Annotated in this window: 13 protein-coding genes; 5 read left to right on the top strand and 8 right to left on the bottom strand. The window is 71.6% G+C overall.

Features of this window, described 5'->3' with window-relative positions; translation table 11 throughout:
* Nucleotides 1-29: 29 nt before the first annotated feature.
* Entirely contained in the window at nucleotides 30-1,454 is a 1,425-nt protein-coding gene (locus ACIGW4_RS20640) for a cytosine permease (protein ID WP_398707641.1), read from the top strand.
* A 16-nt stretch (nucleotides 1,455-1,470) separates the two neighbouring features.
* On the opposite strand, the gene ACIGW4_RS20635 is transcribed toward ACIGW4_RS20640, so the two are convergent.
* The 4 genes from ACIGW4_RS20635 to ACIGW4_RS20620 all read right to left on the bottom strand — a co-directional run bounded on the left by ACIGW4_RS20635 (nucleotide 1,471) and on the right by ACIGW4_RS20620 (nucleotide 5,277).
* Nucleotides 1,471-2,562, bottom strand: a complete 1,092-nt coding sequence (locus ACIGW4_RS20635) for a branched-chain amino acid aminotransferase (protein WP_123455546.1) — start codon at nucleotides 2,560-2,562, stop codon at nucleotides 1,471-1,473.
* A gap of 256 nt (nucleotides 2,563-2,818) precedes the next feature.
* On the bottom strand, nucleotides 2,819-3,859 hold the full coding sequence (locus ACIGW4_RS20630; RefSeq protein WP_359589211.1) for a 3-isopropylmalate dehydrogenase: 1,041 nt from the start codon (nucleotides 3,857-3,859) through the stop codon (nucleotides 2,819-2,821).
* 113 nt (nucleotides 3,860-3,972) lie between these two features.
* Nucleotides 3,973-4,104: a hypothetical protein gene (locus tag ACIGW4_RS20625; protein ID WP_256341282.1), complete on the bottom strand. Its 132-nt coding sequence runs from the start codon at nucleotides 4,102-4,104 to the stop codon at nucleotides 3,973-3,975.
* 183 nt (nucleotides 4,105-4,287) lie between these two features.
* Nucleotides 4,288-5,277, bottom strand: coding sequence for a LysR family transcriptional regulator (locus ACIGW4_RS20620; protein WP_399582158.1), 990 nt, complete (start codon nucleotides 5,275-5,277; stop codon nucleotides 4,288-4,290).
* A 102-nt stretch (nucleotides 5,278-5,379) separates the two neighbouring features.
* Here ACIGW4_RS20620 and ACIGW4_RS20615 point away from each other — a divergent pair, with 102 nt between their 5' ends.
* From ACIGW4_RS20615 to ACIGW4_RS20605, 3 genes are all read left to right on the top strand, one after another.
* Nucleotides 5,380-6,384 carry a zinc-binding dehydrogenase gene (locus ACIGW4_RS20615; protein ID WP_399582155.1) on the top strand — a complete coding sequence of 335 codons (1,005 nt, stop codon included), beginning with the start codon at nucleotides 5,380-5,382 and terminating at the stop codon, nucleotides 6,382-6,384.
* 68 nt (nucleotides 6,385-6,452) lie between these two features.
* Nucleotides 6,453-6,794: a PadR family transcriptional regulator gene (locus ACIGW4_RS20610; protein ID WP_123455544.1), complete on the top strand. Its 342-nt coding sequence runs from the start codon at nucleotides 6,453-6,455 to the stop codon at nucleotides 6,792-6,794.
* Complete coding sequence (locus tag ACIGW4_RS20605; RefSeq protein ID WP_398707634.1) at nucleotides 6,791-7,528, top strand: hypothetical protein; 738 nt, start codon at nucleotides 6,791-6,793, stop codon at nucleotides 7,526-7,528. The genes ACIGW4_RS20610 and ACIGW4_RS20605 overlap by 4 nt, the downstream gene beginning before the upstream one ends.
* A 7-nt stretch (nucleotides 7,529-7,535) precedes the next feature.
* Here ACIGW4_RS20605 and ACIGW4_RS20600 read toward each other — a convergent pair whose 3' ends face one another.
* Complete coding sequence (locus tag ACIGW4_RS20600) at nucleotides 7,536-8,072, bottom strand: GNAT family N-acetyltransferase (RefSeq protein ID WP_123455542.1); 537 nt, start codon at nucleotides 8,070-8,072, stop codon at nucleotides 7,536-7,538.
* Between the two features lie 109 nt (nucleotides 8,073-8,181).
* On the opposite strand from ACIGW4_RS20600, the gene ACIGW4_RS20595 reads away from it, so the two are divergent.
* The gene (locus ACIGW4_RS20595) at nucleotides 8,182-9,060 is read left to right on the top strand and encodes an alpha/beta fold hydrolase (RefSeq protein ID WP_185094639.1); all 879 of its coding nucleotides are present in this window, start codon (nucleotides 8,182-8,184) and stop codon (nucleotides 9,058-9,060) included.
* Here ACIGW4_RS20595 and ACIGW4_RS20590 read toward each other — a convergent pair.
* The 3 genes from ACIGW4_RS20590 to ACIGW4_RS20580 all read right to left on the bottom strand — a co-directional run bounded on the left by ACIGW4_RS20590 (nucleotide 9,050) and on the right by ACIGW4_RS20580 (nucleotide 11,999).
* On the bottom strand, nucleotides 9,050-9,286 hold the full coding sequence (locus tag ACIGW4_RS20590; protein WP_123455541.1) for a hypothetical protein: 237 nt from the start codon (nucleotides 9,284-9,286) through the stop codon (nucleotides 9,050-9,052). The genes ACIGW4_RS20595 and ACIGW4_RS20590 overlap by 11 nt on opposite strands.
* A 124-nt stretch (nucleotides 9,287-9,410) precedes the next feature.
* On the bottom strand, nucleotides 9,411-11,042 hold the full coding sequence (pruA, locus tag ACIGW4_RS20585; RefSeq protein WP_123455540.1) for an L-glutamate gamma-semialdehyde dehydrogenase: 1,632 nt from the start codon (nucleotides 11,040-11,042) through the stop codon (nucleotides 9,411-9,413).
* 30 nt (nucleotides 11,043-11,072) lie between these two features.
* Nucleotides 11,073-11,999: a proline dehydrogenase family protein gene (locus tag ACIGW4_RS20580; protein ID WP_123455539.1), complete on the bottom strand. Its 927-nt coding sequence runs from the start codon at nucleotides 11,997-11,999 to the stop codon at nucleotides 11,073-11,075.
* Nucleotides 12,000-12,090 lie beyond the last annotated feature (91 nt).

Genomic DNA, 12,090 nt, shown 5'->3' with positions numbered 1-12,090 from the left:
CCGTCCCCGTCCCCCCGCAGGGAGTCCTCATGCCGATAGAACAGCGCGGAGTCGACACCATCCCCGAAGCGGAACGCACCAGCGGCCCCCGCGACCTCGTCTCGATCCTCCTCGGCTCCAACCTCTGTCTGGGGGTGATCGTCTTCGGCTGGCTGCCGGTCTCCTTCGGACTCGGCTTCTGGGCCTCGGTGACCTCCGTCGTCACCGGCACCCTCGTCGGCGTCACGGTCACCGCCCCCCTCGCCCTCGTGTCCCTCCGCACCGCGACCAACCTCTCCACCTCCTCCGGCGCCTTCTTCGGCGTCCGCGGCCGGCTCGTCGGCTCCGTGGTCGGGCTGCTGCTCTCGCTGGGCTACACCGCGCTGACCCTCTGGATCGGCGGCGACGTGATGGTGGGCACGCTCTCCCGCCTCGTCGGCCTGCCGACCGGCGGCGCCGTCCACGCCCTCGTCTACGCGTTCCTCGCCGCCTGCACGGTGGTCGGCGCCGTGTACGGCTACCGGCTGCTGCTCCGGCTGAGCAAGGCACTCGCGATCGGCATGACGGTGCTCCTCGCCGTCGGCATCGCCGCCTACGCCGGGGACTTCACCACGGCCGCCGTCCCGGACACCCCCTACCTGCTCGGCTCCTTCTGGCCGACCTGGCTGCTCTCGGCCGTCGCGGCCGGACTCAGCGGACCGGTCGCCTTCATCACCCTGCTCGGCGACTACACCCGGTACGTCTCCCCCGAGCGGTACAGCGCGAAGACCGTGTGGCGGGCCACCTGCCTGGGCCTGACCGTCGGCCTGCTCGTCCCGCAGCTCTTCGGCACCTTCACCGCCCTGGCGGCGCGCGGCGGCCTGGACTACGCGGGCCCGCTCGTCGACTCCTCGCCCGTCTGGTACCTCGTACCGCTGCTCGTCGCCGCCACCGCCGGCTCCGTCGGCAACGCCGGGCTGATGCTGTACTCGATGGGCCTCGACCTCGACGCGATCCTGCCGAAGGCCACGCGCGCGCGTGCCACCCTCGTCGTCGCGGCGGTGGCGACGGCCTTCGTCTTCGTCGGCCACTTCGCCTCGGACGCCCAGACGGCGATGACCTCGTTCGTACTGCTGCTCACCGCGATCGGGACCCCGTGGGCGGTGATCACCCTGATCGGGCACGCGCGCTGCGGCGGGACGTACGACCCGGAGGCGCTCCAGGTCTTCAACCAGCGCTCGCGCGGCGGGATCTACTGGTTCTCGGCGGGCTGGCACCCGCGCGCCACCTTCTCCTGGGCGGTCGGCGCGGCGGTCGGCCTGGCCGCGGTGTCGACGCCGCTCTACGAGGGGCCGCTGCTCGCCCTGACGGGCGGGATCGACTGCAGCTTCGTCTTCTCGGGGATCGTGGGCGGCGCGCTGTACGCCGTACTGACGCCGAACAGGGCTCCCGAGACCGTGACGACGGCCCCGGAAGCCCTGGCGGCGACGGAGTAGCGACTACCCCGTCGGCTTACTTGCCGAGCTCGTGCATCCAGCCGTGCGTGTCCTCGGCCTTGCCGGTCTGGATGGCGAGCAGCGCCTCGCGCAGCTTCATCGTGACCTCGCCGGGCTCGCCGCCCGACTGCTGCCACTCGCCCCGGGCGGACTTGACCAGGCCGACCGGGGTGATGACGGCGGCGGTGCCGCAGGCGAAGACCTCGGTGAGGGTGCCGTTCTCGGTGTCGGCCTGCCACTGGTCGATGGAGACGCGGGCCTCCTCGGACTCGTAGCCGAGGTCCCGGGCGACCTGGAGGAGCGAGTCGCGGGTGATGCCCGCGAGCAGGGAACCGGTGAGGGTGGGGGTGACGATCTTGTCGCCGTACACGAAGTACAGGTTCATGCCGCCGAGCTCCTCGACCCACTTGTGCTCGACCGCGTCGAGGTAGCAGACCTGGTCGCAGCCCTTGGCGGCCGCCTCGGCCTGCGCGAGCAGGGAGGCCGCGTAGTTGCCGCCGGTCTTGGCGTCGCCGACGCCGCCGGGGACGGCGCGGACGCGGTCCTCCGAGGCCCAGATGGAGACGGGCTTCACGCCGCCCGCGAAGTACGGGCCGGCCGGCGAGGCGATGACGACGAACAGGTACTCGTTGGCCGGGCGGACGCCGAGGCCGACCTCGGTGGCGATCATGAACGGACGCAGGTAGAGCGAGTCCTCGCCGCCGTGCGCCGGAACCCAGGCCTCGTCCTGCCGGACGAGCGCGTCGCACGCCTCGACGAAGGTCTCGACCGGCAGCTCGGGCATGCCGAGCCGGTGGGCGGAGGCCTGGAAGCGGCGCGCGTTGGCGTCGGGACGGAAGGTGGCGACCGAGCCGTCGGGGCGGCGGTAGGCCTTCAGGCCCTCGAAGATCTCCTGCGCGTAGTGCAGGACGTTCGTGGCCGGGTCCAGGGAGAGCGGGCCGTACGGCACGAGCTGACCGTCGTGCCAGCCGCGGCCCTCGGTCCACCGGATGGTGACCATGTGGTCGGTGAAGTGGCGGCCGAATCCCGGGTTGGCCAGGATCGCCTCGCGCTCCGCGTCGGACAGCGGGCTGGAGGAGGGCTTGAGCTCGATCGTGGGCGTCGTCATGAGTGCGTGTCCTTCACCGGTTGTGATGGGGAGGACCGCGCGCACGGCGCCGTCGGGGACTGTCGTCCCTGACGAGTCGGCGTCCGGGCATGCCCGTATGCCGCGGCCCCACGTTCGATTATCGCTCGCGGGGACCGGTGCGGAAAACGGGTGCGCGCGGTCCGGGGTTCGGGGGGAGCGCCCGCGGCCGCGCATGGGGCAGCCGCCGGGCGCTGGTGCGACCCGGCGGCTGCTGTGTGGTGTCAGTCGGCGCGGGTCAGCTCGCTACTCGCGCGGCGAGCGCGTCGCCGATCTCGTCCGTCGTGCGGACGGAGTCGCCGCGCTCGGTGAGGTCGGCCGCGACGGCCTCCTCGACCCGGGCGGCCTCGGCCTCGTAGCCGAGGTGGCGGAGCAGGAGGGCGACGGAGAGGACGGTGGCCGTGGGGTCGGCCTTGCCCTGGCCCGCGATGTCCGGCGCGGAGCCGTGGACCGGCTCGAACATGGACGGGAACTCGCCGCTCGGGTTGATGTTGCCCGAGGCGGCGACGCCGATGCCGCCGGAGACGGCAGCGGCGAGGTCGGTGATGATGTCGCCGAAGAGGTTGTCGGTGACGATCACGTCGAAGCGGGCCGGGTCGGTGACGAGGAAGATCGTCGCGGCGTCGACGTGCAGGTAGTCGGTGGTGACCTCGGGGTACTCCCGGGCCACCTTGTTGAAGGTGTCCGTCCAGAGGTGGCCGGCGAAGGTCAGCACGTTGTTCTTGTGGACCAGCGTCAGCTTCTTGCGCGGGCGGGCCTGGGCGCGGGCGAAGGCGTCCCGGACCACGCGCTCGACACCGAAGGCGGTGTTGACCGAGACCTCGGTGGCGACCTCGTGCGGGGTGCCCTTGCGGATGGTGCCGCCGTTGCCCGTGTACGGCCCCTCGGTGCCCTCGCGGACCACGACGAAGTCGATCTCGGGCTGCCCGGCGAGCGGGGTGGCCACGCCGGGGAGCAGCTTCGAGGGACGCAGGTTCACGTGGTGGTCGAAGGCGAAGCGGAGCTTCAGCAGGAAGCCGCGCTCCAGGACGCCGGACGGCACCGACGGGTCGCCGATGGCACCGAGCAGGATGGCGTCGTGCTTCTTGAGGGAGGCGAGATCGGCGTCGGTGAGGGTCTCACCGGTGGCGTGGTAGCGCTTGGCGCCGAAGTCGTACTCCTCGGTCTCCAGCTTCACGTCCTGGGGAAGGACGGCCGCGAGGATCTTGAGGCCCTGGGCCACGACCTCCTGGCCGATGCCGTCGCCGGGAATGACTGCGAGATTGATGCTGTGAGACATGTCGGCACCCTACTCTTCGTCCCATCGTCTGACACGTTCCGTCCGCCATGTGGACGAAGTGCCATGTCGCGGGAACGGGATCCGGGGCGGGATCGGCGAGATCCCGGGCGGGATCAGTGACCGGTGGAGCCGCCGTTGTCACGGCGGTCGAGGGCGCGCTGGAGGGCGGCGGCGGCGTTCTGGCGGGCCTCGTCGCTGGGGCGGTTGGCGGAGTGGCGGACGCGGCGGGCGGTCTGAGCGGCCATGAGGGATCGACTCCTTGAGATCATTGGTGATCCGGACGTGCGGAGATCAGCTTGTGATCGAAGGCGCCGGAAGGGGCGGGGAGCGCCGCCGCAGGGGTTGCCTGCACGGGGCGTCGCGCTCTCGACCGCCATTCGCTTGATGAAGCGAGACGTTCGGCTTCTACAAAGCTAGGGCAGGCCCCCTCATCTGTCTCCACAATTACTCGGACTTCCTACTATCTGAGACGGCGGCCGACCCTCCGTGCCGCGCAGCTCGCGGATCAGCGACCGCACGGCGAGGGATCTCGCCAGCTCAGGGGTGGTGACATAGCCGACGGACCGGGTCGGGCGCCCCGCTCCGAGATCGGTGATCTCCACCGAGGGCGGCGCTCCGACCAGTGACAGTTCCGGCATCACGGCCATGCCGAAACCACTGCTCACCATCGAGAGCACCGCTCCGTCGTCCTCCGCCTCCACCGTCGCCGCCGGCAGCCACTCCTGGGCGGCCCACCACTCCCGGGTGTACAAGGTGCAGTTCTCCGCCCAGTCGACCAGCGGCAGCGTGCGCGGCGCCGGATGCCCTGCCGGGTGGACGAGCGCGTACCCCTCCTCCAGGAGGACGCCCCCGACCAGTCCGGGCGGCACCGGCGAGGTGGTCCCGATGGTCGCGATGCCGATGTCGGCCCGCCCTCCGAGGACCTCCCCCGCGGTGCCCGGTCCCACCTCCCGCACGATCCGCACCTCGGGCACGATCTCCGGGTGACGGGCCGTCAACCGCTCCAGGGCCCGCGGCAGCAGGTGCAGCGCCGCACTGCGGAAGACGGCGATCCGGAGCGGTCCGGCGACGGTCCCGCCCCCGTCACCGCGCGCGGCGGCCCGCACCTCCGCGCCCATCACCTCCAGGAGCCGCAGCACCCGCCGGGCGTGGGCCAGGGCCCGCTCCCCCGCCGCCGTCGGGGTCGCGCCGTTCCGGCCCCGGTCGAAGAGGACGGCCCCGAGCTTGCGTTCGGTCGTGCGCACGGAGTGGGAGACGGCGGACTGGGTCATGCCGAGCGTGACGGCGGCCGCCGAGAAGCCGCCCTCGGCCCCGACGGCGACGAGGACGCGGAGTTCGCGGGGCGCGAGATCGCTCTTCGCGGGATCGGTGTCCGCGGGATCGGTGGCCGCGGGATCGGTGGTCGCGGGATCGGTCATGCGGGGCTCCCACCTCGGGGTATGAGCGAGATTCATGGATCGTTCGGTTGCATGAGGGCAACCCCCTGCCCGGCCGCCGGATTCCTTCCTACGGTCTCCGGCATGACGAACGACACCATGATCACCGTCCAGCAGACCGCCCGCCCCACCGGCTTCCCCACCCCCGACCTCTTCTCCTTCGTCGAGTCCCCGGTGCCCTCTCCCGAGCCGGGCACCGCCCTCGTCGAGAACCTCCAGTGGTCCGTCGACCCGTACCACCGCGAGGCGATGGACGGCGACGTGCTGTGGACCCTGAACTCCCCCATGGAGGGCCGCACCCTCGGCCGGGTCCTCGACTCCCGCGACCCGTCCCTGCGCCCGGGCGACCTCGTCCTCCACCGCAAGGGCTGGCGCACCCACGCACTGGTCGCGCCGGGCGAGGTGCGCCAAGTGCCGGACTTCGGCCCCGGCGTCCCGCTCGCGGCGCACCTGAGCCTGCTCGGCGGCACGGGCCTGTCGGCCTATGTGGGCCTGACCCGGATCGCACGGCTCCAGGAGGGCGAGGACCTCTTCGTGTCGGCGGCGGCGGGCGGGGTCGGCACGGCGGCGGGGCGGCTCGCCCGCCTCCTCGGCGCGGGCCGGCTGGTCGGCAGCGCGGGCTCGCCGGGAAAGGTGGCGTACCTGACGGAAGAAGTGGGCTTCGACGCGGCCTTCGACTACCACGAGGGGCCGGTGACGGAGCTGCTCGCGAAGGCGGCGCCGGACGGTGTCGACGTGGCCCTGGAGGGGGTGGGCGGCGAGCACCTGGAGGCCGTGATCGACGCGCTGCGCGACCACGGCCGGATCGCCTGGGTGGGGGCCGTCGGCCAGTACCACTCGCTCTCCGCTCCCCCGCCGGCCCCGCGTAACCTCTTCGACCTGGTCGAGAAGAGCGCCCGGCTCGAAGGCTTCCTGGTCCGCAACCACATGGACGCCCAGGAGGAGCTCCACGACCTCGCCGTGCCGCACCTGCGGAGCGGGGCGCTGCCGCTGGACGTGACGGTCGTGGAGGGCTTCGAGCACATCGTGGACGCGTTCCTGGGGATGCTGAAGGGCGCGAACCTCGGGAAGATGCTCGTCTCCCGCTGAGCACCGACACCGGGATGGGCATCGGTACCTAGATTGCATTCCTACCTAGGTAGTGATCTGATGTGCACATGGCCGCAGACCGCAGATCCAGCTGGCTCAAGGGAGTCCTCGACCTGCTCGTCCTCTCCTGCCTGACCGGGGGAGAGAGTTACGGGTACGAGATCGCGAAGGCGCTCGACGGGGCGGGCCTGGGCGAGATCAAGGGCGGGACGCTCTATCCCGTACTGAACCGCCTGGAGCAGGCCGGCCTGGTGGAGGCCGAGTTCCGCGCCGCCGAGCGCGGGCCCGGGCGCCGCTACTACCGGCTCACCGACCCGGGCCGGGCACACCTCGCGGCCGAGAGTGAGGCCTGGTCGGAGTTCCACCGGGCCGTACGGACGCAACTGCACGCAGGGGGAACCGCACCATGACCACCGACGCCTACTTCGACGAGCTGACCGCCGCGCTGCGCGCCGCGGGGGTGCCCGAGGAGCAGATCGCCCGGACCGCCGACGAGCTGCGCGGGCACCTCGCGGAGACGGGAACCTCCCCGGAGGAGGAGTTCGGGCCGGCCGAGGACTTCGCGGCCCGGCTGGGCGGACTCGCCCCGGCCCCCGGGGAGCCGGACGAGGCGGCGGAGCACTGGACGTGGACCGCCGACCTCTTCAACGACCGCCGGATGCTGGCCGTCCACGGCGCCCAGGGCTGGGAGGTGGAGGGCCTGGACCCCCTCGGCCGCTTCGTCTGCCGCCGGGTGCCCGGGGTCGCGCTCGCCTGGGAGTACCGCCGCGAGGTGATCACCGGCCGCAGGCGGGCCCGGGTCCTCGACGAGCTCACGCCGGAGGGCTGGGAGCTGTGCGGCGAGTGGCTGGTGTACGGCTACTTCAAGCGGCCGCGCGCGGCGACGGCCGGACCGGCGGGCGCCGTGGAGGCGCCGCCGGCCGCCCCGCGCCGGTGGCTGTTCCTGAGCCGCCGGGGCAAGGCGGTGCTCGTGGTGTGGTGCCTCCTGGTCGGCGGCGCGATGACCTCGTTCCTCGTCGGAGGGATCGGTGCCTCCGGGCTCGCGATCACGGTCGCCGTCACGTCGGCGCTCTCCGCCGTGTACACCTCCCACCTGGAGACGAAGGCGGGCGACGTCCGGCAGAAGACCGGCGACCGGGGCTGACGCTCCCTCACATCACGTCGCCGTCCCGCCAGTCGAAGACGAGCGGGGCGGCGGGGTCCGGCAGGGCCCGGCCGGCCGAGGGGCGCAGGAAGACGAAGCCCTCCTCCTCGGCGAGGCGGACGATCCCCTCGGGCCCGAGCGCTTCGAGGCGCCCCTCCCAGACCCGCCAGCCGCGCGCCCGGTAGAGCGCGGCCCCCTCGTCGGAGGCGCCGAGCGCCCCGAAGGCGTACGCGCCGTCGATCACCCGCTCCAGCCCGGCCGTCACCGCGCCGCCGAGCCCCTGCCGCCGGCGGTCCCGCCGGACGGCGACCCCTTCCACGTATCCGACGCGGTGCGAGCGGCCGCGGTGGAGCGCCCGGCGCTGGACGACGGCGCCGTGGGCGGCGACGCCCCGCTCGTCCTCGATCCAGGCGTGGAGGCCGCCGAGGGTGTGGTCCCAGTCCTCGTCGGAGAAGTCGCCCTCGAAGGCGGCGTCGAGCATCTCGCGTACGGAGCGGAGCCGGGCGGCACCGAGTTCATGGGTGGGCGCGATCCTCACGGTCATGCCTCACCCTCCCACATTCACCTAACCCTTAAAAGCACATTGACAGGTTAGCCCTGCCTCTGCTTGAGTCGCCTCATAACCAGTGAGCGACAACTGAGGGGTTAGAACGATGTCCGTGCTGCCGACCCACCACCGCACCGTCACCGTCCGGGGCCACGAGATCGCCTACCGCGAGGCCGGACCGGCCGACGCCCCCGTACTGCTCCTGCTGCACGGCTTCCCCACCAGCTCGCACATGTTCCGCGACCTGATCCCCCTGCTCGCCGACCGGTACCGGCTGATCGCCCCCGACCACCTGGGCTTCGGCCGCAGCGCGACGCCCGCCGACTTCGCCTACACCTTCGCCGGACTGGCCGCGCTGACCTCCGAGTTCACCGAGGCCCTCGGCCTGGACCGGTTCGCGCTCTACATCCAGGACTACGGCGCCCCCATCGGCCTGCGCCTCGCCCTCGCCCACCCCGAGCGGATCACCGCGATCGTCACCCAGAACGGCAACGCCTACGAGGAGGGCCTCGGCGCCGAGGCCTGGGCCCCCGTCCTCGCCCTGATCGAGGAGCGCACCCCCGAGACCGAGGAGCCGGTCCGCGCCATCCGCTCCCCGGAAGGCATCCGCTGGCAGTACGAGACGGGCGTCCCCGCCGCGTACCGGGACCTGCTCAGCCCCGACGCCTGGCACCACGACGCGGCCCTGATGGCCCGCGCGGGCCAGGACGAGATCCAACTGGACCTGATCGCCGACTACGGCTCCAACTTCGCCCTCTACCCGGCCTTCCAGGAGTACTTCCGCACCTCCCGGGTCCCCCTCCTCGCCGTCTGGGGCGAGGGCGACCAGGTCTTCGTCCCCGCCGGCGCCGAGGCCTTCCGCCGCGACCTCCCGGACGCCGAGATCCATCTGCTGCCGACGGGCCACTTCGCCCTGGAGACCCACGCGCCGGCGATCGCGGAGCTGATCGGCGACTTCCTCGGGCGGCGCGTCCTCAGGCCGTAGCCCTCTCCAGGTCGCGGGTCATGCGCTCCACCCAGTCGGTGAAACCCTCCCGATGGCGGCCGTCGCTCTCGAACAGGGCGGCGACCTGTGCGTCCGTGAGCCGCTCGGATCCCTGCACGGTCAGCAGCCGGTGCAGCTCCTTCATCAGGGACAGCATCCGCAGCGCGTCGATGTGCTCGATCGCGTCGACCCCGTGACCGGGGCCGATGGTCGTCGAACCGGGCATGTCGTGCCTCCTCGCCGAGCCCCCTCCCAGCAGCGTAAGCCCACCGCATGAGAACCGCCCCCGTCCTCGGTTGGGGGACCGGGGAGGGGGGCGGTGATCAGAGGCCTCGACGAGGCGGGAGGCGTCAGCCCATGTGCGGGTAGCCGTACTCGGTCGGCGGGACCAGCGTCTCCTTGATGGCGCGGGTCAGCGTCCAGCGCATCAGGTTCTGCGGGGCACCGGCCTTGTCGTTGGTGCCGGAGGCGCGGCCGCCGCCGAAGGGCTGCTGGCCGACGACGGCGCCGGTCGACTTGTCGTTGATGTAGAAGTTGCCCGCGGCGAAGCGGAGCTTCTCCATCGTGTACGCGGCGGCGGCGCGGTCACCGGAGATGACCGAGCCGGTGAGGGCGTAGTCCGAGACCGACTCCATCTGGGTCAGCATCTCGTCGTACTTGTCGTCCTCGTAGACGTGGATCGCGAGGATCGGGCCGAAGTACTCGGCCTTGAAGACCTCGTTCTCCGGGTCGTCGCAGACGATGACGGTCGGGCGGACGAAGTAGCCCACCGAGTCGTCGTAGGTGCCACCGGCGATGATCGTGCAGCTCGGGTCGGCCGCGGCACGGTCGATCGCCGCCTTGTTCTTGGCGAACGAGCGCTCGTCGATGACGGCGCCGATGAAGTTCGACAGGTCGGTGACGTCACCCATGGTGATGCCGTCGACCTCGGCCGCGAACTCCTCCTTGAAGCCGTCGTTCCAGATCGACGCCGGGATGTAGGCGCGGGAGGACGCGGAGCACTTCTGGCCCTGGAACTCGAAGGAGCCACGGGTCAGCGCGGTCTTCAGGACCGCGCGGTCGGCGCTGGGGTGGGCGACGACGAAGTCCTTGCCGCCGGTCTCGCCGACGATCCGCGGGTACGAGCGGTACTTCTCGATGTTGTTGCCGACCGTCTTCCACAGGTGCTGGAAGGTCTTGGTCGAGCCGGTGAAGTGGATGCCGGCCAGGTCGCGGTGGTTCAGGGCCACCTCGGAGACGGCGATGCCGTCGCCGGTCACCAGGTTGATGACGCCCTTCGGCAGGCCGGCCTCCTCCAGGAGCTCCATGAGGAGCACGGCGGAGTGGGTCTGCGTCGGGGACGGCTTCCAGACCACCACGTTGCCCATGAGGGCGGGGGCGGTGGGCAGGTTGCCCGCGATGGCGGTGAAGTTGAAGGGGGTGATCGCGTAGACGAAGCCCTCCAGCGGGCGGTGGTCCAGACGGTTCCACACACCCGGGGAGTTCGCCGGCGGCTGCTCGGCGAGGATCTGGCGGGCGTACGCCACGTTGAAGCGCCAGAAGTCGACGAGCTCGCACGGGGTGTCGATCTCGGCCTGCTGGGCGGTCTTGGACTGGCCGAGCATGGTGGACGCGGCCAGCGTCTCGCGCCACGGGCCGGCGAGCAGCTCGGCGGCGCGCAGGATGATCGCGGCGCGGTCGTCGAAGGACATCGCGCGCCAGGCCGGGGCGGCGGCCAGGGCGGCGTCGATGGCGTCCTGGGCGTCCTGCTCGGTGGCGCCGCGGAAGGTGCCGATGACGGCCTTGTGGTTGTGCGGCTGGACGACCTTGAACTCCTCGCCGCCACCGAGGCGCTTCACGCCGCCGATGGTCATCGGCAGCTCGCGCGGGTTCTCGGCCAGCTCCTTGAGCTTGGTCTCCAGGCGGAGGCGCTCGGGGGAACCGGGGGCGTAGCTGTGCACCGGCTCGTTGACCGGAGCGGGGACCTGGGTGACAGCGTCCATGAGTCTCGATACTCCTTGTGAGAGGTGGGCTCAGCCCTTGGTGAGGATGGAGCGGACGAAGAAGAGGAGGTTGGCCGGCTTCTCCGCGAGGCGGCGCATGAAGTAGCCGTACCAGTCGGTGCCGTACGCCGTGTAGACGCGCATGCGGTGGCCCTCGGCGGCGAGCCGGTTCTGCTCCTCGCTGCGGATGCCGTACAGCATCTGGAACTCGTACTCGTCCAGCTTGCGCCCGGCGCGGCGGGCCAGCTCCTGGCCGATGGAGATCAGGCGCGGGTCGTGCGAGCCGATCATCGGGTAGCCCTCGCCGTCCATCAGGATCTTCATGATCCGGACGTACGCCTTGTCGATCTCGGGCTTGTCCTGGATGGCGACGGAGGCGGGCTCCTTGTAGGCGCCCTTCACGATCCGGACGCGGGAGCCGTTCGCGGCGAGGCGACGGGCGTCGTCCTCGGTGCGGAAGAGGTAGGCCTGGATGACGCAGCCGGTCTGCGGGAAGTCCTTCCGCAGCTCCTCGTGGATGGCGAACATCGAGTCGAGGGTGGTGTGGTCCTCGGCGTCCAGGGTGACGGTGGTGCCGATCTCGGCGGCGGCCTCGACGACCGGGCGGACGTTCGCGAGGGCCAGCTCGTGGCCGTTCTCCAGGGACTGGCCGAACATCGACAGCTTCACGGACATCTCGGCGCGGGCGCCGAGGCCCAGCTCCTTGAGGCGGCCGATGAGCTCCAGGTAGGCGTCCCGGGCGGCGTACGACTGCTCGACGGTGGTGATGTCCTCGCCGACGACGTCGAGGGTGACCTCCAGGCCGCGGCCGCTCAGCTCGGAGACGATCGGGACGACGTCGTCGACCGTCTCGCCGGCGATGAAGCGGGCGACGACCTGCTTGGTCCCGGGGGCGGCCGAAACGAGACGGCGCATCTTGTCGCTGCGCGACGCGGCGAGGATCACGGGACCCAGCACGGGGCACCTCCAAAGGGCAAAGGTAGGACGGGGCCATAACCGGATCAAGGGAACGAACCGGGAACAGCACGGAGAACCACCGTGAAACCTA

This window comes from Streptomyces sp. NPDC053513, assembly GCF_044544765.1.
Classification (GTDB): domain Bacteria; phylum Actinomycetota; class Actinomycetes; order Streptomycetales; family Streptomycetaceae; genus Streptomyces; species Streptomyces litmocidini.
The sequence above is the reverse complement of the archived record's forward strand: the minus strand, read 5'-3'. Positions and strand labels throughout refer to the sequence as shown.

Bases quoted from the DNA above. Each gene is read 5' to 3' on its own strand.
- ACIGW4_RS20640 (WP_398707641.1), top strand. From the start codon at position 30: ATGCCGATAGAACAGCGCGGAGTCGACACCATCCCCGAAGCGGAACGC.
- ACIGW4_RS20635 (WP_123455546.1), bottom strand. From the start codon at position 2,562: ATGACGACGCCCACGATCGAGCTCAAGCCCTCCTCCAGCCCGCTGTCC.
- ACIGW4_RS20630 (WP_359589211.1), bottom strand. From the start codon at position 3,859: ATGTCTCACAGCATCAATCTCGCAGTCATTCCCGGCGACGGCATCGGC.
- ACIGW4_RS20625 (WP_256341282.1), bottom strand. From the start codon at position 4,104: ATGGCCGCTCAGACCGCCCGCCGCGTCCGCCACTCCGCCAACCGCCCC.
- ACIGW4_RS20620 (WP_399582158.1), bottom strand. From the start codon at position 5,277: ATGACCGATCCCGCGACCACCGATCCCGCGGCCACCGATCCCGCGGAC.
- ACIGW4_RS20615 (WP_399582155.1), top strand. From the start codon at position 5,380: ATGACGAACGACACCATGATCACCGTCCAGCAGACCGCCCGCCCCACC.
- ACIGW4_RS20610 (WP_123455544.1), top strand. From the start codon at position 6,453: ATGGCCGCAGACCGCAGATCCAGCTGGCTCAAGGGAGTCCTCGACCTG.
- ACIGW4_RS20605 (WP_398707634.1), top strand. From the start codon at position 6,791: ATGACCACCGACGCCTACTTCGACGAGCTGACCGCCGCGCTGCGCGCC.
- ACIGW4_RS20600 (WP_123455542.1), bottom strand. From the start codon at position 8,072: ATGACCGTGAGGATCGCGCCCACCCATGAACTCGGTGCCGCCCGGCTC.
- ACIGW4_RS20595 (WP_185094639.1), top strand. From the start codon at position 8,182: ATGTCCGTGCTGCCGACCCACCACCGCACCGTCACCGTCCGGGGCCAC.
- ACIGW4_RS20590 (WP_123455541.1), bottom strand. From the start codon at position 9,286: ATGCCCGGTTCGACGACCATCGGCCCCGGTCACGGGGTCGACGCGATC.
- pruA (WP_123455540.1), bottom strand. From the start codon at position 11,042: ATGGACGCTGTCACCCAGGTCCCCGCTCCGGTCAACGAGCCGGTGCAC.